General features: G+C 48.5%; 29 protein-coding genes. 20 read left to right on the top strand and 9 right to left on the bottom strand.

The window, feature by feature from the left end; genetic code table 11:
* Positions 1-7: 7 nt before the first annotated feature.
* The 4 genes from F3J37_RS01600 to F3J37_RS01585 are packed head-to-tail and all read left to right on the top strand — an operon-like array spanning position 8 to position 3,571.
* Entirely contained in the window at positions 8-637 is a 630-nt protein-coding gene (locus tag F3J37_RS01600) for a M91 family zinc metallopeptidase (protein ID WP_166718791.1), read from the top strand.
* A gap of 10 nt (positions 638-647) precedes the next feature.
* Positions 648-1,295, top strand: a complete 648-nt coding sequence (locus F3J37_RS01595; protein WP_166718792.1) for a M91 family zinc metallopeptidase — start codon at positions 648-650, stop codon at positions 1,293-1,295.
* A gap of 11 nt (positions 1,296-1,306) precedes the next feature.
* On the top strand, positions 1,307-1,978 hold the full coding sequence (locus F3J37_RS01590; protein WP_166718793.1) for a M91 family zinc metallopeptidase: 672 nt from the start codon (positions 1,307-1,309) through the stop codon (positions 1,976-1,978).
* Positions 1,979-2,038: 60 nt separating this feature from the next.
* Positions 2,039-3,571: an HrpF/NolX family T3SS translocon protein gene (locus tag F3J37_RS01585; RefSeq protein ID WP_166718794.1), complete on the top strand. Its 1,533-nt coding sequence runs from the start codon at positions 2,039-2,041 to the stop codon at positions 3,569-3,571.
* 69 nt (positions 3,572-3,640) lie between these two features.
* On the opposite strand, the gene F3J37_RS01580 is transcribed toward F3J37_RS01585, so the two are convergent.
* Entirely contained in the window at positions 3,641-4,177 is a 537-nt protein-coding gene (locus F3J37_RS01580; RefSeq protein ID WP_166718795.1) for an RNA polymerase sigma factor, read from the bottom strand.
* Between the two features lie 224 nt (positions 4,178-4,401).
* Between F3J37_RS01580 and sctW the strand changes: the two genes are divergently transcribed.
* The 11 genes from sctW to sctU are packed head-to-tail and all read left to right on the top strand — an operon-like array spanning position 4,402 to position 14,706.
* A complete protein-coding gene (gene sctW, locus F3J37_RS01575) occupies positions 4,402-5,556 on the top strand; it encodes a type III secretion system gatekeeper subunit SctW (protein ID WP_166718796.1) in 1,155 nt (384 codons plus the stop codon).
* On the top strand, positions 5,553-7,676 hold the full coding sequence (sctV, locus tag F3J37_RS01570; RefSeq protein WP_166718797.1) for a type III secretion system export apparatus subunit SctV: 2,124 nt from the start codon (positions 5,553-5,555) through the stop codon (positions 7,674-7,676). The genes sctW and sctV overlap by 4 nt, the downstream gene beginning before the upstream one ends.
* The gene (locus tag F3J37_RS01565; RefSeq protein ID WP_166718798.1) at positions 7,669-8,556 is read left to right on the top strand and encodes an FHA domain-containing protein; all 888 of its coding nucleotides are present in this window, start codon (positions 7,669-7,671) and stop codon (positions 8,554-8,556) included. The genes sctV and F3J37_RS01565 overlap by 8 nt, the downstream gene beginning before the upstream one ends.
* Positions 8,556-9,902 carry a FliI/YscN family ATPase gene (locus tag F3J37_RS01560; RefSeq protein WP_240154045.1) on the top strand — a complete coding sequence of 449 codons (1,347 nt, stop codon included), beginning with the start codon at positions 8,556-8,558 and terminating at the stop codon, positions 9,900-9,902. The genes F3J37_RS01565 and F3J37_RS01560 overlap by 1 nt, the downstream gene beginning before the upstream one ends.
* On the top strand, positions 9,886-10,335 hold the full coding sequence (locus F3J37_RS01555; protein WP_166718800.1) for a hypothetical protein: 450 nt from the start codon (positions 9,886-9,888) through the stop codon (positions 10,333-10,335). Before F3J37_RS01560 ends, F3J37_RS01555 begins: the two co-directional genes overlap by 17 nt.
* Positions 10,332-10,865 carry a hypothetical protein gene (locus tag F3J37_RS01550; RefSeq protein ID WP_166718801.1) on the top strand — a complete coding sequence of 178 codons (534 nt, stop codon included), beginning with the start codon at positions 10,332-10,334 and terminating at the stop codon, positions 10,863-10,865. The genes F3J37_RS01555 and F3J37_RS01550 overlap by 4 nt, the downstream gene beginning before the upstream one ends.
* A complete protein-coding gene (locus tag F3J37_RS01545) occupies positions 10,862-11,872 on the top strand; it encodes a FliM/FliN family flagellar motor switch protein (RefSeq protein WP_166718802.1) in 1,011 nt (336 codons plus the stop codon). Before F3J37_RS01550 ends, F3J37_RS01545 begins: the two co-directional genes overlap by 4 nt.
* Before the next feature lie 6 nt (positions 11,873-11,878).
* Positions 11,879-12,544, top strand: a complete 666-nt coding sequence (gene sctR / locus F3J37_RS01540; protein WP_166718803.1) for a type III secretion system export apparatus subunit SctR — start codon at positions 11,879-11,881, stop codon at positions 12,542-12,544.
* 10 nt (positions 12,545-12,554) lie between these two features.
* The gene (gene sctS / locus F3J37_RS01535; RefSeq protein WP_166718804.1) at positions 12,555-12,818 is read left to right on the top strand and encodes a type III secretion system export apparatus subunit SctS; all 264 of its coding nucleotides are present in this window, start codon (positions 12,555-12,557) and stop codon (positions 12,816-12,818) included.
* The gene (gene sctT, locus F3J37_RS01530) at positions 12,818-13,621 is read left to right on the top strand and encodes a type III secretion system export apparatus subunit SctT (protein WP_166718805.1); all 804 of its coding nucleotides are present in this window, start codon (positions 12,818-12,820) and stop codon (positions 13,619-13,621) included. Before sctS ends, sctT begins: the two co-directional genes overlap by 1 nt.
* Positions 13,618-14,706, top strand: a complete 1,089-nt coding sequence (sctU, locus tag F3J37_RS01525) for a type III secretion system export apparatus subunit SctU (RefSeq protein ID WP_166718806.1) — start codon at positions 13,618-13,620, stop codon at positions 14,704-14,706. The genes sctT and sctU overlap by 4 nt, the downstream gene beginning before the upstream one ends.
* A 9-nt stretch (positions 14,707-14,715) precedes the next feature.
* Here the strand turns inward: sctU and F3J37_RS01520 are convergent, their stop codons facing one another.
* On the bottom strand, positions 14,716-15,003 hold the full coding sequence (locus F3J37_RS01520) for a hypothetical protein (RefSeq protein ID WP_166718807.1): 288 nt from the start codon (positions 15,001-15,003) through the stop codon (positions 14,716-14,718).
* Positions 15,004-15,101: 98 nt separating this feature from the next.
* Between F3J37_RS01520 and F3J37_RS01515 the strand changes: the two genes are divergently transcribed.
* From F3J37_RS01515 to F3J37_RS01495, 5 genes are all read left to right on the top strand, one after another.
* Positions 15,102-15,377, top strand: a complete 276-nt coding sequence (locus tag F3J37_RS01515; protein WP_166718808.1) for an AbrB/MazE/SpoVT family DNA-binding domain-containing protein — start codon at positions 15,102-15,104, stop codon at positions 15,375-15,377.
* A complete protein-coding gene (locus F3J37_RS01510; protein ID WP_166718809.1) occupies positions 15,371-15,739 on the top strand; it encodes a type II toxin-antitoxin system PemK/MazF family toxin in 369 nt (122 codons plus the stop codon). The genes F3J37_RS01515 and F3J37_RS01510 overlap by 7 nt, the downstream gene beginning before the upstream one ends.
* Positions 15,740-15,770: 31 nt before the next feature.
* Positions 15,771-16,154, top strand: a complete 384-nt coding sequence (locus tag F3J37_RS01505) for a HigA family addiction module antitoxin (protein WP_166718810.1) — start codon at positions 15,771-15,773, stop codon at positions 16,152-16,154.
* Between the two features lie 151 nt (positions 16,155-16,305).
* Positions 16,306-16,560 carry a type II toxin-antitoxin system Phd/YefM family antitoxin gene (locus F3J37_RS01500; protein ID WP_166718811.1) on the top strand — a complete coding sequence of 85 codons (255 nt, stop codon included), beginning with the start codon at positions 16,306-16,308 and terminating at the stop codon, positions 16,558-16,560.
* 10 nt (positions 16,561-16,570) lie between these two features.
* Positions 16,571-16,840, top strand: coding sequence for a Txe/YoeB family addiction module toxin (locus tag F3J37_RS01495; RefSeq protein ID WP_166718812.1), 270 nt, complete (start codon positions 16,571-16,573; stop codon positions 16,838-16,840).
* Between the two features lie 53 nt (positions 16,841-16,893).
* Here F3J37_RS01495 and F3J37_RS01490 read toward each other — a convergent pair whose 3' ends face one another.
* The 7 genes from F3J37_RS01490 to sctJ all read right to left on the bottom strand — a co-directional run bounded on the left by F3J37_RS01490 (position 16,894) and on the right by sctJ (position 22,452).
* A complete protein-coding gene (locus F3J37_RS01490; RefSeq protein WP_166931340.1) occupies positions 16,894-17,904 on the bottom strand; it encodes a hypothetical protein in 1,011 nt (336 codons plus the stop codon).
* A 90-nt stretch (positions 17,905-17,994) separates the two neighbouring features.
* Positions 17,995-18,144: an HrpT family type III secretion system protein gene (gene hrpT / locus F3J37_RS28445; RefSeq protein WP_304623222.1), complete on the bottom strand. Its 150-nt coding sequence runs from the start codon at positions 18,142-18,144 to the stop codon at positions 17,995-17,997.
* A 35-nt stretch (positions 18,145-18,179) separates the two neighbouring features.
* The gene (sctC, locus tag F3J37_RS01485) at positions 18,180-20,243 is read right to left on the bottom strand and encodes a type III secretion system outer membrane ring subunit SctC (protein ID WP_166718814.1); all 2,064 of its coding nucleotides are present in this window, start codon (positions 20,241-20,243) and stop codon (positions 18,180-18,182) included.
* Positions 20,244-20,286: 43 nt separating this feature from the next.
* Positions 20,287-20,505 (bottom strand): type III secretion protein HrpF, encoded by a 219-nt coding sequence (locus tag F3J37_RS01480; RefSeq protein ID WP_240154044.1) that lies wholly within the window; start codon positions 20,503-20,505, stop codon positions 20,287-20,289.
* A gap of 18 nt (positions 20,506-20,523) precedes the next feature.
* On the bottom strand, positions 20,524-21,144 hold the full coding sequence (locus F3J37_RS01475; RefSeq protein WP_166718816.1) for an HrpE/YscL family type III secretion apparatus protein: 621 nt from the start codon (positions 21,142-21,144) through the stop codon (positions 20,524-20,526).
* On the bottom strand, positions 21,141-21,695 hold the full coding sequence (locus F3J37_RS01470) for a hypothetical protein (protein WP_166718817.1): 555 nt from the start codon (positions 21,693-21,695) through the stop codon (positions 21,141-21,143). The genes F3J37_RS01475 and F3J37_RS01470 overlap by 4 nt, the downstream gene beginning before the upstream one ends.
* Positions 21,688-22,452, bottom strand: a complete 765-nt coding sequence (gene sctJ, locus F3J37_RS01465) for a type III secretion system inner membrane ring lipoprotein SctJ (RefSeq protein WP_166718818.1) — start codon at positions 22,450-22,452, stop codon at positions 21,688-21,690. The genes F3J37_RS01470 and sctJ overlap by 8 nt, the downstream gene beginning before the upstream one ends.
* Positions 22,453-22,456: the final 4 nt, after the last annotated feature.

Below are 22,456 nucleotides of genomic sequence, written 5' to 3'. Positions count from 1 at the left end.
TAAACAAATGCCTAACTCGATCACTCAAGCGAGCAAGATAGTTCCTGTATTAGATATTCAGTTCGAAAATGAAGTGCAATTTAAAACAACCGAATCCGCTTTGAGAAAAATTTGTGCCGGTCCTAATGGTCGTCGTTTGATTCAGTCTATTGAAGACGCAACGACTAATGATAAAAGAATAACAATTATTGTGAATGAATCTGAAGAAGATTCTTCAGGGTTGAGTGGTGCCATGACTGAAGAAATGAAAACTGATTATCATGGAAACAAGGATCCTAATAGTTATGAACATAGACATAAAGTCTATGAGTATTCTTCAAATGGGATTGGTGCTAAACCCCTTGTTTTTTATAATCCTAATCATTCTATATTAGTTGATATTAATGGGATGCCCAGAAGTGCGAATATATCTAATCTCGCCTTCATCGGCTTAGCTCATGAGCTGGTTCATGCCTATTACATGATGATTGGTCGCGGATTTGGCACAGAACCTTCAACCTCAGCCATTAACGACCCAGAACATTACCGCGAGGAAATTCGTGCTGTTGGAATGGGCGAGTTTGAAAACACCAGTCTTTCTGAAAATGGAATTCGGAGAGATCATGGCCTACCTTTACGTAATGCTTACTTTGAATAACGAATAATCAATGGGTGAACTGATGTCTTATAACTGGTCACGTCCCAGCAAAATTGAGCCGAAAGTCACTCTCTATTTTGACACAGAAAAACAATTGATAGCCGGGGAATCCGCACTTGAAAAAATCAAATCCGGTAAAAACGGATCCAATATCCTCAATGAAATTTCTCGGCTTTCTGACCGGGAAAACAAAATCGACATCATGATTTCCGATAACGATGACAATGAAACGGGTGGAGAGCTAACCTATTCTCAAGCTAAAAAATATAATCTTGATTACTTTGAAGATGTCACATCTTATCGAAATAAGGTGATAGAACTCGGTTCTAACGGAACAGGTGTTAAACCTATCATTTATTACAATCCGAATGTTTCTATCATCGTTGATAAAGATGAACGATCCTGGGTGATTAAAGATTCTCGCGATGCTTTTACCTCTCTTGCTCATGAATTGATTCATGCTTATCACCTCATGAAAGGAACATCAAAAGCGAGTGCTTTTAATGATGTCTATAACAATTCGACTTCGCAACTTGAAGAAGAAGATCGCGCTGTTGGAACGGGTGGATATTGGGGTAATAAGTTTTCAGAAAATGGCGTTCGCGAAGATCATGGTTTGCCGATTAGAGCTGAATATTTCACACAAAATGAACTGTAAGGAGTGTCAACATGCCTCAATCTATTCAACATAGTTTAGTCGTGCCACAATTCACCATTTTATCGGCCTCAAAGAAACATCATGAGGTGACTGAAGCCGCTCTGGCAAGAATCAAATCCGGTCAAAATGGTCGAAATTTATTGAGTGCGATTTGTCAAATCCTTAATCATAACCCTGATAAACGACTTTATATCGATTGTGCCAACCATGAACAAGGGAGTTTTGTTCAGGGAAGATTAACCGATTCACAAGTCAGACGCTTCAGAGTCAGCGATAACCCAGATGACCCAAAACATGAACAAGCCATGCTTCATTTAAGAGCGCCAAAACCTGATAACACACCAGGCGAAGGGGTTAATCCTATCGTTCGTTTTCATCCCGATGAAGCGGTTTGGACTGATGCGATGAATATCGGGCATTCTGTATTAGACCCTCGAATCTCCTTCATCACGCTTGCCCATGAACTCGTTCATGCTTTTCATCTGCTTAATGGAACATCATTAGCCACTCTTCGGGATCATATCTGGATTGACGGATCGGGACAAAGGCTCGAAGAAAACCGCGCCGTCGGTTCTGAAGAATTTGCTGGAAATCCGTTTTCTGAAAACGGCGTTCGTGCTGATCATGGTATTCCGTTACGTGCAAGTTACCTTCTCGCGGAACATATCGCTCCATTACATTAAAAATGGATGATTTTTAGAATTCTTTTGTTATTAAGCATTCGGATTTTGTGAGGATCCATCATGAGAATTTCAAACTTATCGGTTTCAGGTTTACCCGATGTGAGTCAGACCTCACCTCAGCAATTGAATCAACAGAATACCTTAGATGGGGGTATTCAATATCAAGACACCTCAACGAAGACATCGACTCAGCCTCCTCAAATTGCCACCACTATCACGAACCCACCAAAAGGGCTGAACGTCATTCCTGAGGATGGCACCGATCAACCCATGTCATATGAAGACGTCGTGAACACGCTGGGTCGAAACGAGGGATTGATCACGAAGGCGATGAACAAAGATGACCTCAAGAAACTCGCCGATGATCCGAAAACACCCCCTGATATGCAACGCGCATTGAACACCTTGCTTTCCGATCCTGATATGTACGACAAAATCGACAACGCCACGCCCGGTAAAGTCGACGGAAAGATTGCCGCTAATGACATTCAGGCCATCAAGAAAACGCCTGATTTTATGGCCTATTCCGATCAACAGGCTGAAACCTACACGCACACCTATGTTCCCTCAGATGCACCACCCGGCACACCTCCACAGGAAATGACGGGCAACGATGCGATTCGGGAACTCTATCTCTATTCGCAAAGTTTGCCGAAGAATCTGAGCCTACAAACCATGAAGGATATCGCAGACGGGAAACAACCCCTTGATAAGTGTCCTCCACAGGTTCAGGCGGCGGCGAAGTACATGACCGATCACCCTGACCAGTGGGCGAAATATACAGGCATGACCGATCCTGACAAAGAGGAATCGCGTGAGGCGTTGTGTGACCAGGCGTCTTATAACGTGAAGCTGAATGTCAACGAAGCGGATGCATTGAACACAGTCAAAAACAACGAGGACATTTTCTTTAAGGATGGCGATATCACGCCGAAAAGCCTTCAGAAGATTGCCGATGATAAAAATCAGCCTCAGGATGTTCGTGATGCGGCAAAGCTTTTGCTTAAGCCAAATTCTATGTTGTTTTCAATGCTAGATAACGGAATGCATCACGCTGGCGGTGATTTCTTTCACAAGTCGAATGATAAGAAAATTGCCAAAGGCGATATTGATGCGTTCATTGCACATGGCACCAATCAAATCGCACCTGCGCCAACGCCTTCTTATATCGATACCCCAGACGAAATGAAAGCCCGTCGCGATATGTACGATGGCCAGAAAACCCAGCCCGATGAAAAGAAAGAAATGGGCGGCGGGTTCTTTAAGATGATCGACATCCTCGGATGGATCACAACAGGTCTTTCGATTCTGATTCCGGGCCTGGGTGAGGCGGCGCTCGGTGCGGGAGTCGGTCGCGCTGCCGTTCAGGCAGGGATTCAGGCAGGTGCCAAAGCCGCCGCTGAAGGAGGACTCAAAGCCGGGGTGAGTGCCGCGAAAGAAGCCGGAATGGATGCGGGTGCAGCGGCAAGCGAGCAAGCCGCCGCCAATGGTGAAAAAGGAATCGGTTACGCTGCCGGACAAACCGCACAGCGCGGCGGGGAAAAAGGCGCGGAAGCCGGGGTTGAACACGCCTCGACTTCCGGTAATAATTAATCGTCAGAAAAACTGGCAGATTTGCGCTAATAACACAAAGGGGAATCGGCTGTTTCCCCTTTTCTCTTTCTAGGCCTCCCATCGCATTTCTTTTTTCAGAAAGGCACGTAAACGGGAAAGTCTGGAACGGACGGTGCCGATAGGAATGGATAGGGTATCGGCCAGCTCCTGATAACCGACGTCATTTTCAATGAGTACCGTCAGTAATTTCTGATATTCCTCCGGCATCTTTTTAAAGTTCTCTATGGCGAGCGACAGGTTCTTTCGCCCCTCAAGAATGATTTCTGGTTCATCTTTCGGATTGTGTTCATTTTCCATCGACTCGACAGGCGCGGTGTTATAAGCGCGAAGGCGCGAATCCTTGTAATAGATTTTCACCAGGTTCATCGCGATCCCAAATATCCAGGTTTCCGGTCGGGCATGACCTTTAAAGCGTCCTTTGTGGATCAACACCTCAAGCCAGGTGGTCTGAACCAGGTCGTCAACATCGGCAAAATTCGATACGCGTTTACGGATGAAATTGTGAAGCCGTTTTTCGGTTTCTTTCATGACCGTTTCCCAGTCAATCAAAACGTGTTCAATCATGTCAGCATATAAGGCAACCATAAGACCTCCTGTGTTGATGATAAGAGTGTGTTGCAGAACTCATGCCAACTTTGATTGTCGTAAGTTATTGAAAATAAATGATTAGGAATAGTCTTAGGCGATGATTATTGCCATTAATGGCAATTTTCAACCGAATTCACTGCCAATTCTGGCAGGTGATAAAGTAGGGAACTGAGAAGGCGATTTTTTCACTCAATTTTAAAATCCCCTCTCAGGTCTCAACTATGAATATGCACGTTCACCACCCACGCCGACCCCATCATCCTCAGCTTGAAGAGAATGAAGCACTGATCGAATCGGTCGTCGAATCGAAAAAGAAACAAGACCATCAACAACCCGTTCACCCTATTCATCAGGCAAAACTTCAGACTGAACAGGCCGAACACGCCGCTGAGGGTTCACTTGCTCAGCAAATCGATCAGAACCGCGCGCGCATCGAGCGTCAGCAACAGCTTAACCGCGCGAAGAAAGGCGGTTTCTTACTGCGCTTTACGCATATCGAACAGCTCAGCGAATTACTCGAAGGCGGTCGTGACGAAGAACAAGCTGAACGCGAAACGCGCATTCGATCGATACTCGAAAAAACGCCTGAACGTGAACAGCTCGATGCACTTTTACAGGAAACCGATAACGATCCGGCCTCAGCGTATGCCTCACTGAGCCTGATGGCGATGAACCTCGAAGAGGGACATCAGCCGCAATTACTGGCGCGCATTCAGGCGATGCTTAATCAGCTGGTGGAACAACACGGCGCTGAGGTCTCAGCAGGAATCAACACCGCACACGCTTTCGCGACATTCTCAACGGATAAGACGCAAAAGAAAACCTTGCGCAAAATGTATTATGAAGGCGTGGTCGGTCAGCAATCGTCAGATTCCATACTCGATATGTTGCTGGCAAAGTTTGGTGTGGATGGCTTTCTTCCTGCGCTTAAAACGCTTCAGCGCGCGCTGGCTGATGATATCGCCTCACTTGCCCCCTCTATCCCTCCGATGGCCTTACGTCGCCTTATGAACGGTCTCAATGATACTCAGCTTTTGAGTAACACCATAAAAGAGGTGACGGATTTTCTCACCCGCATCGGTCAGAGTTTTGGCGGGGTCAAAATGTCAGTGGATACGATGACCCGAACCTTACTCGGGATGTGTAAGAACGGGTTCTATTCGAATCAGCTCTTATCGCTGGGACTCGAAACCATCGGTGACGACTCTCAACGTCATCCGTTTTACTTTAACCATCTGCTTCGGTTAATTGAGCGCTTGCCGGAAAACGTCTGGGGTGACAAAGGCAATCATCGCGACGGCGCGATTAAACTGGTTCGTACCTTAAACGGTGAGCTGGCACAGATGGAGAAGAATCGTCTCGGTCACGCCTTATGAACCAACTGTTTAATTTGCTCAATAAAATCGCTTATCACGCGATGGAACGATCGGAAATCGTAGGGGGTTTTATTGCCCTGGCAGTGGTCTTTATGTTGATCATCCCGCTGCCTTTACCGCTTATCGATGTCCTGATTGCCACGAACATCAGCATGTCGTGTTTGCTGATCATGAACGCGATGTTCTTACCCAAACCCCTCGCGTTTTCTACGTTCCCCTCCGTGTTGTTGCTGACGACGATGTTTCGTCTGGGCTTGTCGATTTCGACAACACGTCAAATCCTGCTTCAGCAAAATGCCGGACACATCGTCACCGCTTTCGGAAACTTCGTCGTAGGCGGCAATCTGGCGGTGGGGCTTGTCGTGTTCTTGATATTGACCGTGGTGAACTTTCTGGTCATCACGAAAGGCTCAGAACGCGTCGCCGAAGTCGCCGCACGTTTCACTCTGGATGCGATGCCTGGGAAACAGATGTCGATTGACTCTGATTTGCGCGCCGGACTGATTAACGTCGCTCAGGCGAAACGCCGACGGGAAGACCTCACCAAAGAAAGCCAGCTCTTCGGCGCGATGGATGGCGCGATGAAATTCGTGAAAGGGGATTCGATGGCCGGGATTGTGATCCTGTCCATTAACCTTATTGGCGGGTTTTGTATTGGGATCCTTCAGCTGGGAATGACGGCGGGGGATGCGATGCACACGTTTTCCATTCTCACCATCGGCGATGGCCTGATTGACCAGATCCCAGCGCTCTTAATTTCGCTCACCAGCGGGATGATGATTACCCGCGTCTCCGCTAACGAGGAAAGTTTCGATCACAATATCGGTAAGGAAATCACCCAACAGTTAACCCAGCAACCGAAAGCCTGGATTATGGCCGGAGTGGGGATGTTCGCCTTCAGCTTATTGCCAGGAATGCCAACGATTGTCTTCATGATTCTCGGGACCGGCGCAATCGGATCGGGTACGTTTCAACTCTGGCGAGACCGACGTCAGGCCGCCACCAGCACGAATGAAAATCAAATCATCCCAGAGGAAAACGGCGAGAACGATTTACGCACCTTTAACCCGGCAAGGTTGTTTCTCTTGAGTTTTCCAGCTGGGCGGGAACGCGATCCGCATGTTATTCAGATCATCGAGGAAATCCGACGCATTCGAAATCGCATCGTAAATCAGTTCGGGTTCACGTTACCTGTGTTTGATATCCAGTTCACCACCTTACAACGCGAGGATGAGTTTCGGTTTCTGGTGTATGAAATCCCCAAAGTCATCGCCACCATCACCCAAAATAAACGCGCGGTGGAACGCATCGGCTATACGCGCCAGCTTGAAGACAAAACCCACGCTGAGGAATCCGACATTGCCCCTGAGGAGGATTTCATCTGGCTTGAGGAGGATGATCCATATCTTACCAGCGGTGAACTCTCCTGGTCAGGGAATGATTTGTTGCTGGCGAAAATGGAAGAAGCGTTGTTTCAGTCTGCGCCGCGCTTTATCGGGATGCAGGAAACCCGCGCGATCGTCTCATGGTTACAAAGTGATTTGCCAGAGGTGGCACAGGAATTCGAGCGTGTGTTTCCCGTCGCGCGCTTATCGAGCGTCCTTCAGAGGCTGGTGGCCGAACGCATTTCCTTAAGAGCCATCCGAACCATCACCGAAAGCTTGCTGATGCATGGGAGCGAGCGCGACACGGGGATGTTAATCGACCAGGTTCGCATCGATATTAAAGAACACCTCTGTTATCAGCACAGCACCGACGGTGAGGGGTTACTTGCCTGGCTCCTGACGCCTGAGACAGAGGAAATCCTTCGCGAGGCCTTGAGGCACACCAACACCGATACCTTCTTTACTCTCGACCAGGAACGGATGAAGCTGTTCATGGATCAGATCCGCTCAGTGTTCCCGCCTTACCGCTCCATTAATCAGGGGGTGATGCTGGTGGCGCAAGACTTACGCTCTCCCTTACGAACGCTCATTCAAAACGAATTCAATCATGTTGCTGTCCTGTCTTTTGCCGAACTCGAATTCAATCTTCCGGTTAACGTGGAAGGGCGCATAGACATTAACGAAAACCTGATTGAGGAACATAACCCGATGGTTGAGGAAATGGAAGATGTTTGAATTGCGCGTGTTAAACGGATTGCATGAGGGGGCAACGTTGCCGTTAAGCGGGGAAAACTGGCAGTTAGGCAATCATGAGGAAAGCGATCTCCAGCTGTGTGACGCGGACATTCTCGCAAAACATGCCACCCTGTCAAAACGTGATGAAACCTGGCATCTTGCACCGAATGAGGGGAATATTTACCTTGCTGAGGGCGGGAGGGTGAACGACACCTTAACGCTTGAACCCAATCAACCCTTCATGTTGTCAGGTGTCTGGCTTGTGGTGAGTGAATCCGATACGCCCTGGACGTCTTCAAGCCTTATCCCCATCAATGCCGATGGTCTCATTGAAACCGCTCAGCCCAAACCTGAACGCGAATCGAGTCGTTTCCCCGCCTGGTTTAAACCCTCTGTGGTGATGCTGATTGTGCTCGGTGTGGTCATTGTGGTTTCCTGGATTTTATCCGCGTCAAAAACCACGAATGAAACCCCTGATAATCGCATCGCGATAACCGATGCGGAATCCTTGCGCGCTGTGCTGGAGAAAAAGCTGGAAGATCGCGACCTCAATAAACTGGTGACTATCACAGGTGATGAACACGGACTCACCCTCAACGGTGAACTGACAGAGAACCAGCTCGAAATCATGTCCCGCCTGATGTCCTCTTTGCATGACGAATACAAAGTTTCGCTTCCTTTGATCAATGCCACCGCCTTAAAAGTGCTGAGATTACCATTCCGCATTGTACAGATAACAGCGGGTAAGGGGGCGAACGTCGTCATTGAAGACGGTCGTCGACTGTTTATCGGGGATAAAGAGCAAGGCTTCACCCTGTCCAAAATCACAAAAGACACCGTTGAATTTACCGGGTCTGAAAACATTTCGGTGAAATGGTAATGAGCAAGCTGGATGAATGGTTCAGGCAAAAAGAATGCCTGTTAATGGAGGCGAAACCCGTTCAGATACATGGTCGCATCACAGGTGTTTCCGGCATTTTGTTAGAGGCGAGTTTGCCGGATGCAAGGATTGGTGATCTGTGTCGGGTTATGGGCAAAGACAATCAAGAGGTGATGGCGGAGGTTGTGGGATTTAACCCGGAAAGTACCTTGCTTTCAGCCCTCGGACAACTCAACGGGATCGCGCAAGGCTCACCCGTGACGCCGCTTTACCAGCCGCACAAGATTTCGGCTTCCGAAAAATTGCTCGGGTCTGTTCTCGACGGATTCGGCTGGCCAATGGATGAAGAATCGGTCTCCGCGTTCGCGATGGATGATGAACACCCTGATGCGACCTCTGTTCTTGGTAACGCGCCTTCCGCGACAGACAGACCTCGCATCAGCGAACCGCTCGCGACAGGGGTTCGCGCAATTGACGGGATGATCACTTTAGGCATCGGTCAACGCATGGGACTTTTCGCGGGAGCCGGATGCGGCAAGACCACGTTACTCGCGGAAATTGCGCGGAATACGCCCTGTGATGTGATTGTGTTTGGCTTGATTGGTGAGCGTGGCCGCGAGCTGGGTGAGTTTTTACAGCATGAACTCGATGACCAGTTACGCGCAAAAACGGTGATGGTCTGTGCCACCTCTGACCGAACCAGCATGGAACGCGCGCGCGCGGCCTTTACGGCCACGGGGATCGCCGAATCATTTCGCGATAAAGGCATGAGCGTTTTACTGATTATCGACTCGCTCACGCGCTTTGCGCGCGCGCAACGTGAAATCGGTCTGGCGTTGGGGGAACCACCAGGGCGCGGCGGCTTACCGCCGTCAGTCTATACCTTGCTTCCCGGACTGCTTGAACGTGCCGGAAAGACCACTAAGGGCGCAATCACAGCGCTTTACTCTGTCCTGATGGAAGCGGATTCCCCTAATGATCCCGTGGCCGATGAGGTGCGATCGCTGATTGACGGACACATTATCTTAAACAGAAAGCTCGCTGAAAAAGGGCATTTCCCGGCGATTGATATCCTTCAGAGCCTATCACGTACCATGCCGAATGTCGTCGAATCCGATCATATGATGCTCGCCCGTCAATTCCGTCAACTGATGGCATCTTATCAACAGGTCGAAATGCTCATTCGTCTTGGGGAATACCAGGAGGGCAACGATCTGATGACCGATGTTGCGGTTCAGGCTCAGCCGTCAATCGCGGCCTTCCTGCAACAGGAAAATCATCATCCCGAACCCTTTATTCATATGCTCAATAAATTAGAGGAAACGATCCGTGCTGCCGGACTATGACGAAGAGAAAGAGCGCGCCGATTATGAGCTGTTAAAAACGGCAACGATGTTGTTACCGCTCCGCGAGCGCAAACTTGCGAAACTCAAAAATGCTTTAACCGCTGAGAATAAGAAACTCAAAAACCTCAAGCACGATTTGAAAATCGGTCAGCGTCGCCTGAATAAATTCCGTGACCAGTACAAAGAAGCGCTCGATGATTTCACCAAACATCACACAGGTGTTGTGATGATGCATGAGAAATTATTTCAGACGCTGGAAAACGAAAAGATGGCGCGCACCAAACTTCTTAAACAGGAAGAGGATAACGCCGGAAAGATGGACGCCATCAGTCAACAGCTTGAGGTCATCGGTTCGGCGCAAACGGATATCGAAAACTGTCAGCGCGAAATCGAAAAGCTTGAATATATTCTGGAACAAAAGGATCTGATGTGAAGCCGGTAATCAAACATCCCGCCACGCATAAACCTGTCACCACGACACCCACAAAATCCCCTGAGCCGATCCGACGTTCATCATCTGCTCAGACTAAATCTTCAAAAAATACTCCCAGCAAAAAGGATGCCCACGATTTCAAACGTCTGATGACTGACCCAAACGATCGCATGGCTGAATTTGAGGCGTTGAATTTTCATTTTGCCGATCTGGCTGAGGAGAAAGCCAGCGAACCTGAAGCCGAACAGCACTCGCCGAATCATCCATTTACCGAACTGACGCCGGATCTGATGTGGGGCATCCAGGAACATGAAACCCTCCCGGCTGAATTCTCGATGTGGTTTCGACAAAGCGGGGATGTGACCGCGCGATTAACGCCAGGCGACAGCGGTGAAACGATGGTGACGCTGGGTTTTCAGGAAGCGGTTTTGCCGAAGATGATCGGCATTGAAAAAGAAGCCGAACGGTTATTGTCAAAGCGAATGGGTAAAGCAATTCGCCTTAAGTTTAAACGGATTGATGCCCTATGATGTTTCCTTTCGTGACGATTAAAGAGGCCACCCTTCGCCGCTGGATTGGGGCAGGGCGCAAGCTCTCCTTTCGCCGTGATTTGAATGACGGTTTTTTTCAGATAAAGATGGTCGAGGGAGTGTCCACCTCTTCCTTTTATCATCTCCATTGTGCGCATGGCCCCATTGAGATTAATGACCCGGCGTCTTTTCTGGCGCTGGTCGCGGATATTCCGACCTTCAGTGAGGCGGCGAACGATCCTCAGCCCTGGTTTATCGAGCTGGTGAACGGGCGAATGAATGAGGATTTCAAAACGTTGTTTCGTTTCTTTACCACCAGCAAAGAAGAGGAAACCGATTTTCTGACCGCTGACATCACCATCATGAAAGGCGATGTCGAAACCCATTTTCTCGCCCGACTTTCTTTTGAATTGCTCGATCTATGGATGTCAGAAAAAATCCTCGATCCGATGGCGATTCCGTTTCCTGTGGCATTGCCGATCAAAATGCCGTTTGTTCTCGGTCAATTTTCCCTTTCCGTTGAGCGCTTACAATCGTTAACGGAGGGCGATCTTCTTTTACCGACCATGCCGTTTATGACGGTTGAGGGGGAGGGAGTAATTCCGCTCAGTGGAACAGAATTTTATTTCGAGTTGGAACCAGAAACGAATAATTCTCACCAATACCTTATAAGGATCACCCGAAAACAGGTCAGGATTATGAACGAAGAACATGATGAAAACGAAGTGGTGGTAGAAGAGGCATTAGATCAGGTGCCAGAGGTTTCACCGCACTCCTTCGGCGGGTTGAAACTCGACCTGACCATTCATTGCGGCAATCTTTCGATGACGCTCGGTGAGCTGCAAAATCTCGATGCCGGGTCGATGTTGCTGGTGGATCATGTCACGCCAGGTGAGGCGCTTTTATGTCATGGAACGCATATTCTCGGGAAAGGCTTGCTCGTTAATGTAAACGGCGCGCTGGGTCTGAAACTTCAGAATGTCTTTCGCGGTACGGGTGAGGCGTAATCCCTGATGCCGGAAAATATCAGCTCGTTTAATCCGCTGGCACTGGCGATATTGCTCGGGGCAATATCGCTGATCCCGTTGTTACTCATGATTACCACCTGCTTTCTGAAAGTCTCAACGGTGATGATGCTCACCCGTAATGCCATCGGCGTTCAACAGGTGCCGCCGAACATGGCACTCTATGGGATTGCCCTTGCGGCCACGCTCTTTGTAATGGCTCCGGTTCTCGATGGAATGCAGACGCGTTTTAAAGAGAAACCGCTCGATACCACCAGCACCGAAAAACTCGAAGCCTCGCTGAATTATGGCATCGAACCGCTGACGCATTTCATGACGCGCAATACCGATCCTGATGTCTTAACACACCTCACCGAAAACGCCCAGAAGATGTGGCCAAAGGATTTAGCCGCTGACGTGGTGACGCATCAGGACAATCTCCTGTTACTCATTCCGGCCTTTGTGCTCTCAGAGCTGCAAAGCGCGTTTAAGATAGCATTCCTGATATTCATTCCCTTCCTGGTGGTGGATCTGGTGGTCTCAAACGTCTTGCTGGCGCTAGGAATGCAAATGGTTTCACCGATGACGATTTCCTTACCCCTGAAAATTCTGTTGTTTGTGATGGTTTCCGGCTGGACGCGTTTACTCGACGGCTTATTTTACAGTTACCAGTAAGGAGAGTGAAATGGATGTCATGTATCTGTTCAAACAATCCATGATTCTTGTCGTGATGTTATCCGCGCCCCCGCTGGTGGTCGCGGTGGTGGTCGGGGTGATTGTGTCATTGCTTCAGTCGGTGATGCAGTTGCAGGATCAGACCTTGCCCTTTGCGATTAAGTTGCTCGCGGTGGGAGGGACGCTTGCCATGTCAGGACGCTGGGTCGGGGTCGAGCTGCTTAACCTGACCGAAACCGCTTTTAACATGATGGCCACTGCCGGGAAAGTCTGATGTTCACTGATATCATCGGCACGTTATTTCAGGGCATGATCGCCGTTGCCTTAGGCATCGCGCGGATCATGCCTTGTTTGCTTCTCTGTCCTATCTTTTCCTTTTCCACACTCAGAGGCATGGTGAGAAATGGCATAGTCGTTTCTCTCGCCTTGTTCGTTGAGCCTGTCATTCAGCCTTCGATTTCCGGGCTTTTGCTCACTCCGTGGGCAATTGTCGGACTTGCACTCAAGGAAATCATTCTCGGGTTGTTGCTCGGGTATCTGCTTGCGCTGCCGTTCTGGTTGTTCAACTCGGTCGGGTCACTTTTTGATTCCCAGCGCGGCGCACTGAATGCCGGAGAGCTGAACCCGGCGCTGGGGCCAGACGCCACGCCGCTCGGGGATATCCTGCTTCGATGGTCGATGGTGTTTCTGGTGATGACCTTTGGTCTGTCGCTTGTCACTCAGGTTATCTGGGATTCTTATCGCCTCTGGCCTGTAAACCAGCTCTTACCAGGATTCACAGAAGAGGGCTTTAAACAATTACTCGATCAGGTCTCAGGCTTTTTTACCGATACCGTGCTTTATGCCGGCCCACTCGTTTTAATGTTGTTGCTGATCGAATTCGCGGTCGGAATCATCAGCATTTATTCGCCTCAGCTTCAGGCAAACGTGCTATCGGTTCCGCTGAAATGTCTTGTCGGTATGTTGTTTTTTATTGTGTATCTGCCGATTCTGGAACACATGGCCGGAGTCCGCTTCTCAGCCCTGCGTGACCTGATACCTCACTTACATGATCTACTCACAAAGGAACCCTCATGAGTGGTGAAAAAACAGAACAGGCAACGGATCATAAGCTTTCTGAAAACCGCAAGAAAGGTCAGGTCAGCCAGAGCCAGGACGTTTCAAAGTTACTGGTGATGCTGGGTGTGATGGAAGTGGTGTTTGCCATGCTCGATGACACCATTGAAAAGCTCAAAGCGCTGATGGTATTGCCGACGCTGCGCCTTAACGTGCCGTTCGAACAGGCGGTGAATGATGTAGCGGGTCAGGCGTTCTTAATCGGTTCGGTGTTAACGCTTTTGACCGCTGGCACCGTGATTATTGTTCGTCCGCTGGCTGGATGGATTCAGATCGGGCCATTGTTTGCGCCAGAGGCGGCGGCACCGAAATTCGATGCGCTTAATCCGCTGCCGAAAATCAAACAAATGTTCGCGGTCAAACAATGGTTGCAAATCTTCATCAGCATTTTTAAAGCCGTAGTGTTAAGCGGCGTGTTTATGCTTTTGCTGCGATCCCATCTTCAGGAAATAACTGAACTCTCAAGCGGCAATCTGGAAGGGTTCATGAAAGCGGGTGTCGAGCTATTAAAAATCATGACTCATACCTCAATCGGCGTTTTGCTGGTGTTCAGTGTTGCTGACTTTGCCATTCAGAAATATTTCTATCTCAAACAGAATCGCATGAGTCATGAGGACATCAAGCAGGAGTACAAACAGCTTGAGGGAGACCCTCACGCGAAGAGTCATCGCAAACAGGTTTCACATGAAATTCTGAACGGACCGGTGCGGCGAATCGCCGCGAAACGCGTTGAGGAGGCTGATGTGGTCATGGTCAACCCGACACATTTCGCGGTGGGTCTGTTTTATAACCCGGATGAAACCGCCTTACCGAAAGTGTTATTCAAGGCTCAGGATGACGAGGCGAAAGAGGTGATTGCGATGGCTCATGCCGCGAATAAACCTGTGGTGCGTTACATCTGGCTCACCCGAAACCTATACCGAACGACAGAGGAGGGAGAGTTCATCCCGCGCGAAACCATCAAATCGGTCGCGGCGATTTACCGTTTGATCCGTTCTATCGAAGAGCTTCAGCCAGGAATGTCGATTGAGTTTCAGGAAGATTAAAATATCAACTCATTTTTTACCGCCTTTAATTAATTTTAGCTTGGGTTTTTTAGGTTTCTTTGGAGGTTTTGGATCGGCAAAACAGATTTCATGATAATCAACTTCTTCTCCCGTATCTTTATAAACAAAATTAACATTAGCTCTCCTCTCTTTGCTCCAAAAATTAAAATAAATAGTGCATCCTTTAATAATAAATTCATCAGGATTTTCTCGATAATAACTAATGCTATTTAATGTGGCTTTAAATGCCTGAGCTAATCTTTCAGGAGTTAATGTGCCTTTGACTTTAATTTTCAAGTTCGTCATTTCCTTTATTTTAAAAATCTAATGGCAGGGCTTGATGTTATCATTGGTTGTGCTACAATTGTTCTACTTTCACTAGGGGAGTAAACACAATGCAGACAATCAAACTGAGACAGCAAGGCGGCGCGATCATCTTTACGATACCCAGCCACACTGTGAAACGATATGGTTTAAGTGTGGGCGATTCGATCGCTCTTGAGGAGCATGATTTGAGTTTTGAGGTGCGTTCTTTGAAATCGAAACACATTCCGCGCGGATCATTCACTGTCTCTGAGCTTTTAAAAACCATTGATCAGGACGAGATTGAACACTTAAATGCATCCGTTAAAGGATTTGGCGAAGATAAGGTGGGCAACGAGGCATGGTAACAAGGAAGTCACCCGCTCGCGGTCAAATCTGGCATGTTGATCCAAACCCAGTCTTCGGGCATGAATTGAAAGACCCTCATTATTTTATTGTCATCACTGATGGTGATTTAAATCGAGCGCTAAAGGTCGCGATGTGTTGTCCGATATCAACGGGCGCTCAATCCGCTCGTTCATTCGGTGTTACAGTTAACGTTCTTCCTCACGATACTGATAATGGAAACCTTCGCGGTGTTGTGTTATGTCATCAACTCAAAGCTATTGATTTGATTTCAAGAGGAGCAACTTATTATACTCAAGCTGATGAAGCGCTTGTGAATGAAGTCATTTCTAAGATTATCAATATTATTGATCCACAAATTTAATTTTCATATTTTTAGATTTCAGAGGTTTTTCATGCGTTCATATGAAAGAATACATCCAGGGAAAATTGTTTCGACGCTTCTTTATGAGCGACGGATAACGTTAACTCAGTTTTCTGAATGGATAAAAGTTGATCCAGGAAAAATCAGCAATTTTTTTGCAGGTAATGTAAATGTCACTCCTGAATTTGCAGAAAAGATTTCTGAAGCGCTGGGAAGTAATGCACAGTTCTGGATGATGCTTCAGGAGCGTTTCGACAACAGGAAAGCTGAGGAACAAAAAATGAAAGAGGCAAAGGGAATTCCTTTTACTTTTGCTTTCTTCACTCGAAAGGATACTCCTGAAATGTATCAATTAACCGATGAAGATCTTGAATGGGATCGTATGAAACCCAGAGGAAGAGAAGTCCTTGACTGACACAAAAGGTTAAACATCATTAAGGAAGGCGAAAGCCTTCCTTTTTTTATTCCGCTCAGTTTGATCCTACTCTTCCACTTTCGCTGATTGTACCTCCCAGACGCGCCCTCTATAGTTTGAGACGAATCACTAGACTAGAGGAGAATTACAAATGCAATTTATTAATTATTCAACAGCACGGCAAAATTTCACTGCAATTATGGATAAGGTTTATGATGATTCAGAGCCGGTTTTTATCAATCGAAAGAACGGTAAGGTGGTTGTTATCATGAGCCTTGCCGAATTCAATTCCCTTAACGAAACCTTTCACATCATGAAAAGTCCGGTGATGCATTCGCGATTACTTAAATCAATAGAAGAGGACAAGAAAGATAATCTTTGTGTTCACGAACTTATTGACGTTTAGGTGATATTTAATGAATAAAATTATTCAGTTTTCTGCGAATGCCTGGGAGGATTATCTTTACTGGCAGGAGCTGGACAAGACCATGTTATCCAAAATTAACATGATGATAAAACAGATTGACACCTCTCCATTTGAGGGGATAGGTAGACCAGAACGCTTAACACTCAATTACCCTGAGTATTGGTCACGGCGTATCGAGGGGGATCATCGTCTGATTTATACCTGTGAGGATAATCAGATCAAAGTGATGGCCTGTCGATATCATTATCGAAGCGAATAAAAAAAGGGAAGGCAAATGCCTTCCCTCGCTTTTGTTATCCACAATATGAAACGTTAAACCGTCATCAGCTGCTGACGTTGATTCTGAGCGATGGCCGCATTGGTCTGACCTGCATCGGCATTCATCATCGCACACGAAACATTGCCATGAGGATGATTGTCACCGACGTTACCGCCCTCAAGATGGGTAATCAGATCCTGACGGGCAATGTTCACCAGCGCGATTGAGTTACCGGAAAGCTTATCCTGATTGGCCAGCGCATCCTTCCAGGAGGTGTCTTTCCCGTCAGTGGTTTCAGGCTTGCTGTAAACGTTGGTGTGCTGATCCATATACTGACCGATCAGTTCACGCGTTTCTTTATCGCCGCCGATGTTGCCAGCGCCGTTTGATGCCTGTACGGGGTTTGAGGTGGCAAGGTTTGACGTGGAATTATCGTCAGACGGAGCGGGATTCGGTGAGGCTAAACGACAATTGTTGATCGCACCTGATGCGAGGTTCACATTCAGGTTCTGGCCAATCGCATTACCGACCTGATTTGCGCTTTTTGCATCATTGCTCATGGTTGGGGTGGGCTGGCTGACCACCTCGCGGTTCTGAAGACCAGAGGTCAGGCCATCGGTCAGCGCGCCCGTAATCGCGGGGTTTGTGTTCGGGTTGAAAACCGAACCGTGCATGTTAATCCCCATCTTACGAAGCACTTCTTCCAGCACCGAATAAAGATGGGATTCAGGTACGGTCGCACCCATACTGGCACCGCCAGGTTCCGCACCTGTGAACACCGGGTTCGAGCTGGAATTGTTCCACATGCTCAAGCCCAGGTTCGCGGCATCCTGACCCGTACCAAAGGCGTTGGAGTTGTTGTCATCAAACAGATTGTTGCGTAACAGCGAACCGCTGAACATTTTCCCGACCATCTCGCCGGGATTTGTCAGACCACCATACACTCCTGTTTCATCCTGTTCGCGAGAAAGCATTTGATTGTTCATGCTCCAGCGCTGGTTATCGGCCATCGAGCGCGCCTGAGAAGGCGCAACGTCAGTCATACCGCCTAAATTTAATCGCATAGCGTGTTTCCTGTAATGTGAATGAACTAATGAATGTGACATCCTTCAACCTATTAAGTTAATTTCTCTCTGAATTGGTTCCCCTTTATATTATCGAACGGGCATTTTCGAATAACTCTGATCGGATTCGCGCATTGACTGTGGCCACCAGATAACAAGATGGTGATTATCTGACTGCGGACGACAGGAAACATCGTCACAGGTCGATTTGGTTTTAGAGGCGCATCCTGATAACACCATGACCGTTATCATGAGGGTTATAAGCTTTGACATTCTCACTCCTGATAGCGGATCACATTTGAATTTGAGGTCAGTAGAGACTGACGCGAACGACGGCTTTCACCTCGGGAACGGAAGGCGACGTAAATTTCAGATTGCTGACCCGGCGCAATCGTCGAACCCGGCCAGACCGCTGCGGCCAACACATCGTCATCTGCACAGCTTGACTCATCAAAACGAATCGGTTGAGTAGTAATGTTCTTCATCACGCCGACACTCAGCTGAACGGTTTTGTTGTTAAACCATTGGGTGCGAGAATTGTCGACCATGAGTCCAGAGGGGAGAGTACAGAGCTGATTGATCGCGACACCCTCACCACCGGATTCAAAGCCTTCCGGCACTTTATTTTCAGCCAAATCACGAAGCGCGTTCTCGATGTTGCCGCGCATCGCGGAATATTCCTGGCGGTTCTGAATGCCTCTTAAGTCGCTCGCCAGCTGCTGACGGTCACGCGCTGAAATATAACGTGTCGGGTCAACCTGATCGCCTATCAGGTGAGGCGTGATGATAAAGAGCCGTTCGCGTTGATTGGTTTCATGACGGGTATAAGAGAAGAGGTGGCCGATATAAGGGATGTCACCTAAGACAGGGATCCGATGACTCATGTCGCCCGTTTCCCGCGAATGAATGCCACCCATTACCAGCGACCCGTTTTCCTGTACAAGCGCCTGCGTCGATATCGTGACTTTCTGATCGCCAGTCGCTTTGTTGTCATCGTCGCGGTCAACTTTCCCATCCTCGATATTGACATCAAGCTGAACGGTTTGATGTTGTCCTGTTCCAATCGCACGCGGCATCACCTGTAAGCTGGTTCCGGCGGTGACTGGCTCAATCTCAGCCACGCGCTCACCGACCTCAGAAATAAACGCCGTGTCACTTAAATCAATCACAGCGGGCTGGTTCTCAAGGGTGAGAATCGAGGGATTCGCCACGATGGAGGCATTGCCCGAACCCTCAAGCGCCTGAATCTGGCTGAAGAACCGCGAATAATCGGTCACGAATAACGAGCTTGCACCCCGAAAGAGGGTTGACCCGGCGGTGATGTTCCCGAATGTGCCGCGAAGGTTTGCGCCAAGTTCATTCATCGATTTCCGGTCGACATCCACAATCATCGCATCGATTTCAACCAGCTTCTGAGGGATGTCAATCTGGGAAACCAGAGACTGATATTCATCGCGTTTGCTCGGGTCATCGCGAATTAACAACGCATTGTTTCGCACGTCTGCGGAGACGTAAGGATGAAGTTCATCCGGGTTATCATCGTCATCAGATTTGGGGCCGGAGGTTTGTGAGTTGACGAGGTCGTTTAGAATCGAATCAGACTGATCCCGAATCTGTTGTTCCATCCGTCCCTTCATACCGCCTGTTGCATCGGAATTTTGCTGAACCCCTGATGCACTCTTCCCGGTTTTCTGTCCTAACAATTCAGCGAGAATGGTCGCGACACCCGGAACCAAAATTGTTTTATCGCGATACTGAATATTGCGGTCAGCCACAGAGGCATATTTCAGGGGAAACACCATCATCTGTTTGCTCGTTTTCTTGTCCTTGTCCTTCGCGCTGAAATCCTGAATCAGTCGGACATACTCTGGAGGGCCGGTCACGATCACAACGCCGTCATCAGGCAGTTCACCGAAGCCGAATTTCGATTCCAGCAAACCGACATCCGTTAAGGCCTGTTTTAAATCAGGCGCGGCATCGGCTGACACTTTGATCCGTCGCGAGATTTGATCGGACTGGCGACTGATATACAGCGTGTCGTTATAGACGAACCATTGAAAGCGATATTGCAGACCTAGCCGATTCAGGAAATCAGAAGGGGAATCCGCGCGAAGCCTCCCGTCGACATTGACATCAAAATCCACAGGGATGTTAAGACTGACACTGTGACTGGTGGCGAAATCCTGTAAGACAGTTTTCAGCGGTGTATTTTGCGCGGCATACGCATAGGCACCCTCCGACCAGCTATGCGGAGTTTGGGCAAAAGCCTGGAAAGTGATTGCTGTGGTAGTCAGGGCAAATAAAGCCGAACGAATTAAGCGCGTTGAACGATTTAACACTGTTATCCCTTAACGCGGTAAAGTTTCCCTTACCGCATATTGTTCAGCTGATAGAATCGATGATGGATTTGCTCAGGTTATGCTTGAGCGTTTGAAGCTGGTTATCTGCGAGGTTCGCGGTGGCCTCTTTCCTCAACGCGTTTTTAAACATGAATAAATCCTGCATGGTGGGGGATTGACCCTCCATGTTTTTCGCCATATCCGAAACCGAATGGTTCGATTTCGACAGCTGGTGATCGAGGCGTTTTTGAATATCAAGCATGTTCGACATCTTCACTCCTTACATTAATCGCGAGACCAAATGTTTCTGAAAACCTGCCCAGGTCAGTGACAGTTCACCTTTGTCGGTGGCAAGAATAAGTTCATCATGCGAAAGCTTGTCATCTGGATTGAGTGCCCACATGGCTAGATGATATTTCGACATCCATTCAGCCAGCTCTTCAGCATGATCGGGATGATGATAAAGCGTCGCCTCGGTGCGGGTATTCGCGCTGCGCTGAATCTGACGAAACACCGCGTGAAGTTTGTCTTCATCCGGGAGCTGATCGAGCATGGCCATAAAGACTTTTTCGACCAGGCCTTTTGCCCTTTCGGTGATTTCATCGCTATCTCGTTCACGTTCCTGATACCATTCGGCAAACAAACCCTCGGATTTATCGAGGAAGTTCTGTTCCATTTCCTCAAGGATTTGCGCGAGACGTTTCTGATGTTCCTCGGTGGCTTTTTTTTTCATTTCTATGATGTCTTTTTCGGTTTGTTCAATCAGCTGCTGACAATGCGCCTCAGTGATTTCCATCAGAGACGCGGCGGCGCTGTCCTCTTCCATCATCTGACGGGTGATCAGCACACCCTCAATCGGGTCGGGTTCAAATTCGAGCGTCACGACGGGCAGACGGATCATTTTCTTTCCATTCTCCACAATGCTGCATCAAAGAGGGCGCGCGCACGGTTGAGCGATCCGGCTGAAATGATTAAACCCCGTTCCTCACATTCGAGCACCTCCTCACGATTGAACCGAAGGCGTAATCGTTGCCAGACCGGATCGACAAACATTTTTTGTGTGAGGGAATAGAGATAAGCCGGACGACGATAATCAATGCCTGTCGGTAAGAAGGTTTCCGGTCGAATGCCTTTGATAATCCGTTCGCACCAGCGCTGATCCTGAATCGACAGATGGGTGTACTGATGATTACAGAGCGAGGAAACCAGTTTTAACATCGCCTTTTCCCTTACAGGAGAGAGATCGATATATTTCAGGGTTCGCGTATCTGGCGCGATCACTTTCGCGACCGGAATCTGACACAGCGCTCTTACCGCTGAAGGGGAATCCTGATAAAGGCGCATCTGTTCGCGCTCACTCAGATCGAACCAGGGCAGACTCTCCCAGCTTTCATGAATGTCGGTGACGAACCCTGAGCGCCACCAGTTCAGCCAGTCGATTTCATCAATCATTTGTCACCGCCAGATCCGTTCCGCTTTGCTTTCGTTTCTTAATCTGCTTCCAGACCGCCGCCCCGATGCCGCCTAACAACGCCATGATCAGCACCACCAGCAAGAGAACCTTAACGCTGTTAAAGGTGGTTTCACGCATATGAATCGGTCCGACAGACACCATGTTGATATGGTCGTGATAAGCGACAGCCGGGAAAAACACGATTGAAATCGCATCATCGGATTTACCGGACAGGCCGGGAATGCTCGCCGCGATCAGCTGGTGGATGCGGGGTCGTATCGCATCGGGATCGAGTTCTGAGGTGTACTTAATAAAAACCGAAGCGCTGGCAGGCTGAACAGGTTCACCCGGTGCCACGCGTTCAGGCAAGACGACAGAGACACGCGCGAGCACCACGCCGTCAATCTGGGAAAGCGTCGATTCCAGCTCCTGCGAAAGGGCATAGATATAGCGAGCGCGTTCCTCAAGCGGACTGGATATAATCCCATTCTTTTGAAACATTTCGCCCAGGTTGGTTCGGGCTTTATGCGGCAGGCCTGCGGCGTTCAGGATACGAACAGATCGATCGATGTCAGACTGATTCACGAGTAAGGTGACACCCGTTTTATCGATTTGCTTATCGGCGGTGATGTCGTAATGTCCCAGCTCGGAAATAATATCGTTCGCATCGGATTCGGAAAGGTCGCTATTCAGCGGCACCTTCGCATCACATCCAAGCAAGAGCAGGATGGAGACGGCGAGCAAAATACGTTTCATGCAG

This window comes from Candidatus Pantoea communis (assembly GCF_011752685.1).
In the GTDB taxonomy this organism is placed as follows: Bacteria; Pseudomonadota; Gammaproteobacteria; order Enterobacterales; family Enterobacteriaceae; genus Pantoea; species Pantoea communis.
This window is presented reverse-complemented; position numbering and strand designations above follow the sequence as displayed.

Excerpts from the sequence above, each read along its gene's own strand:
- F3J37_RS01475 (WP_166718816.1), bottom strand. The coding sequence starts at position 21,144 with ATGATCCGTCTGCCCGTCGTGACGCTCGAATTTGAACCCGACCCGATT.
- sctJ (WP_166718818.1), bottom strand. The coding sequence starts at position 22,452 with ATGAAACGTATTTTGCTCGCCGTCTCCATCCTGCTCTTGCTTGGATGT.
- F3J37_RS01585 (WP_166718794.1), top strand. The coding sequence starts at position 2,039 with ATGAGAATTTCAAACTTATCGGTTTCAGGTTTACCCGATGTGAGTCAG.
- F3J37_RS01580 (WP_166718795.1), bottom strand. The coding sequence starts at position 4,177 with ATGGTTGCCTTATATGCTGACATGATTGAACACGTTTTGATTGACTGG.
- F3J37_RS01515 (WP_166718808.1), top strand. The coding sequence starts at position 15,102 with ATGCAGACAATCAAACTGAGACAGCAAGGCGGCGCGATCATCTTTACG.
- F3J37_RS01565 (WP_166718798.1), top strand. The coding sequence starts at position 7,669 with ATGTTTGAATTGCGCGTGTTAAACGGATTGCATGAGGGGGCAACGTTG.
- F3J37_RS01600 (WP_166718791.1), top strand. The coding sequence starts at position 8 with ATGCCTAACTCGATCACTCAAGCGAGCAAGATAGTTCCTGTATTAGAT.
- F3J37_RS01480 (WP_240154044.1), bottom strand. The coding sequence starts at position 20,505 with ATGCTTGATATTCAAAAACGCCTCGATCACCAGCTGTCGAAATCGAAC.
- F3J37_RS01470 (WP_166718817.1), bottom strand. The coding sequence starts at position 21,695 with ATGATTGATGAAATCGACTGGCTGAACTGGTGGCGCTCAGGGTTCGTC.
- F3J37_RS01505 (WP_166718810.1), top strand. The coding sequence starts at position 15,771 with ATGCGTTCATATGAAAGAATACATCCAGGGAAAATTGTTTCGACGCTT.
- F3J37_RS01545 (WP_166718802.1), top strand. The coding sequence starts at position 10,862 with ATGATGTTTCCTTTCGTGACGATTAAAGAGGCCACCCTTCGCCGCTGG.
- hrpT (WP_304623222.1), bottom strand. The coding sequence starts at position 18,144 with ATGGTGTTATCAGGATGCGCCTCTAAAACCAAATCGACCTGTGACGAT.
- sctS (WP_166718804.1), top strand. The coding sequence starts at position 12,555 with ATGGATGTCATGTATCTGTTCAAACAATCCATGATTCTTGTCGTGATG.
- F3J37_RS01590 (WP_166718793.1), top strand. The coding sequence starts at position 1,307 with ATGCCTCAATCTATTCAACATAGTTTAGTCGTGCCACAATTCACCATT.
- sctT (WP_166718805.1), top strand. The coding sequence starts at position 12,818 with ATGTTCACTGATATCATCGGCACGTTATTTCAGGGCATGATCGCCGTT.
- sctV (WP_166718797.1), top strand. The coding sequence starts at position 5,553 with ATGAACCAACTGTTTAATTTGCTCAATAAAATCGCTTATCACGCGATG.
- F3J37_RS01510 (WP_166718809.1), top strand. The coding sequence starts at position 15,371 with ATGGTAACAAGGAAGTCACCCGCTCGCGGTCAAATCTGGCATGTTGAT.
- F3J37_RS01495 (WP_166718812.1), top strand. The coding sequence starts at position 16,571 with ATGAATAAAATTATTCAGTTTTCTGCGAATGCCTGGGAGGATTATCTT.
- sctW (WP_166718796.1), top strand. The coding sequence starts at position 4,402 with ATGAATATGCACGTTCACCACCCACGCCGACCCCATCATCCTCAGCTT.
- F3J37_RS01490 (WP_166931340.1), bottom strand. The coding sequence starts at position 17,904 with ATGCGATTAAATTTAGGCGGTATGACTGACGTTGCGCCTTCTCAGGCG.
- F3J37_RS01560 (WP_240154045.1), top strand. The coding sequence starts at position 8,556 with ATGAGCAAGCTGGATGAATGGTTCAGGCAAAAAGAATGCCTGTTAATG.
- sctU (WP_166718806.1), top strand. The coding sequence starts at position 13,618 with ATGAGTGGTGAAAAAACAGAACAGGCAACGGATCATAAGCTTTCTGAA.
- F3J37_RS01595 (WP_166718792.1), top strand. The coding sequence starts at position 648 with ATGGGTGAACTGATGTCTTATAACTGGTCACGTCCCAGCAAAATTGAG.
- sctR (WP_166718803.1), top strand. The coding sequence starts at position 11,879 with ATGCCGGAAAATATCAGCTCGTTTAATCCGCTGGCACTGGCGATATTG.
- F3J37_RS01500 (WP_166718811.1), top strand. The coding sequence starts at position 16,306 with ATGCAATTTATTAATTATTCAACAGCACGGCAAAATTTCACTGCAATT.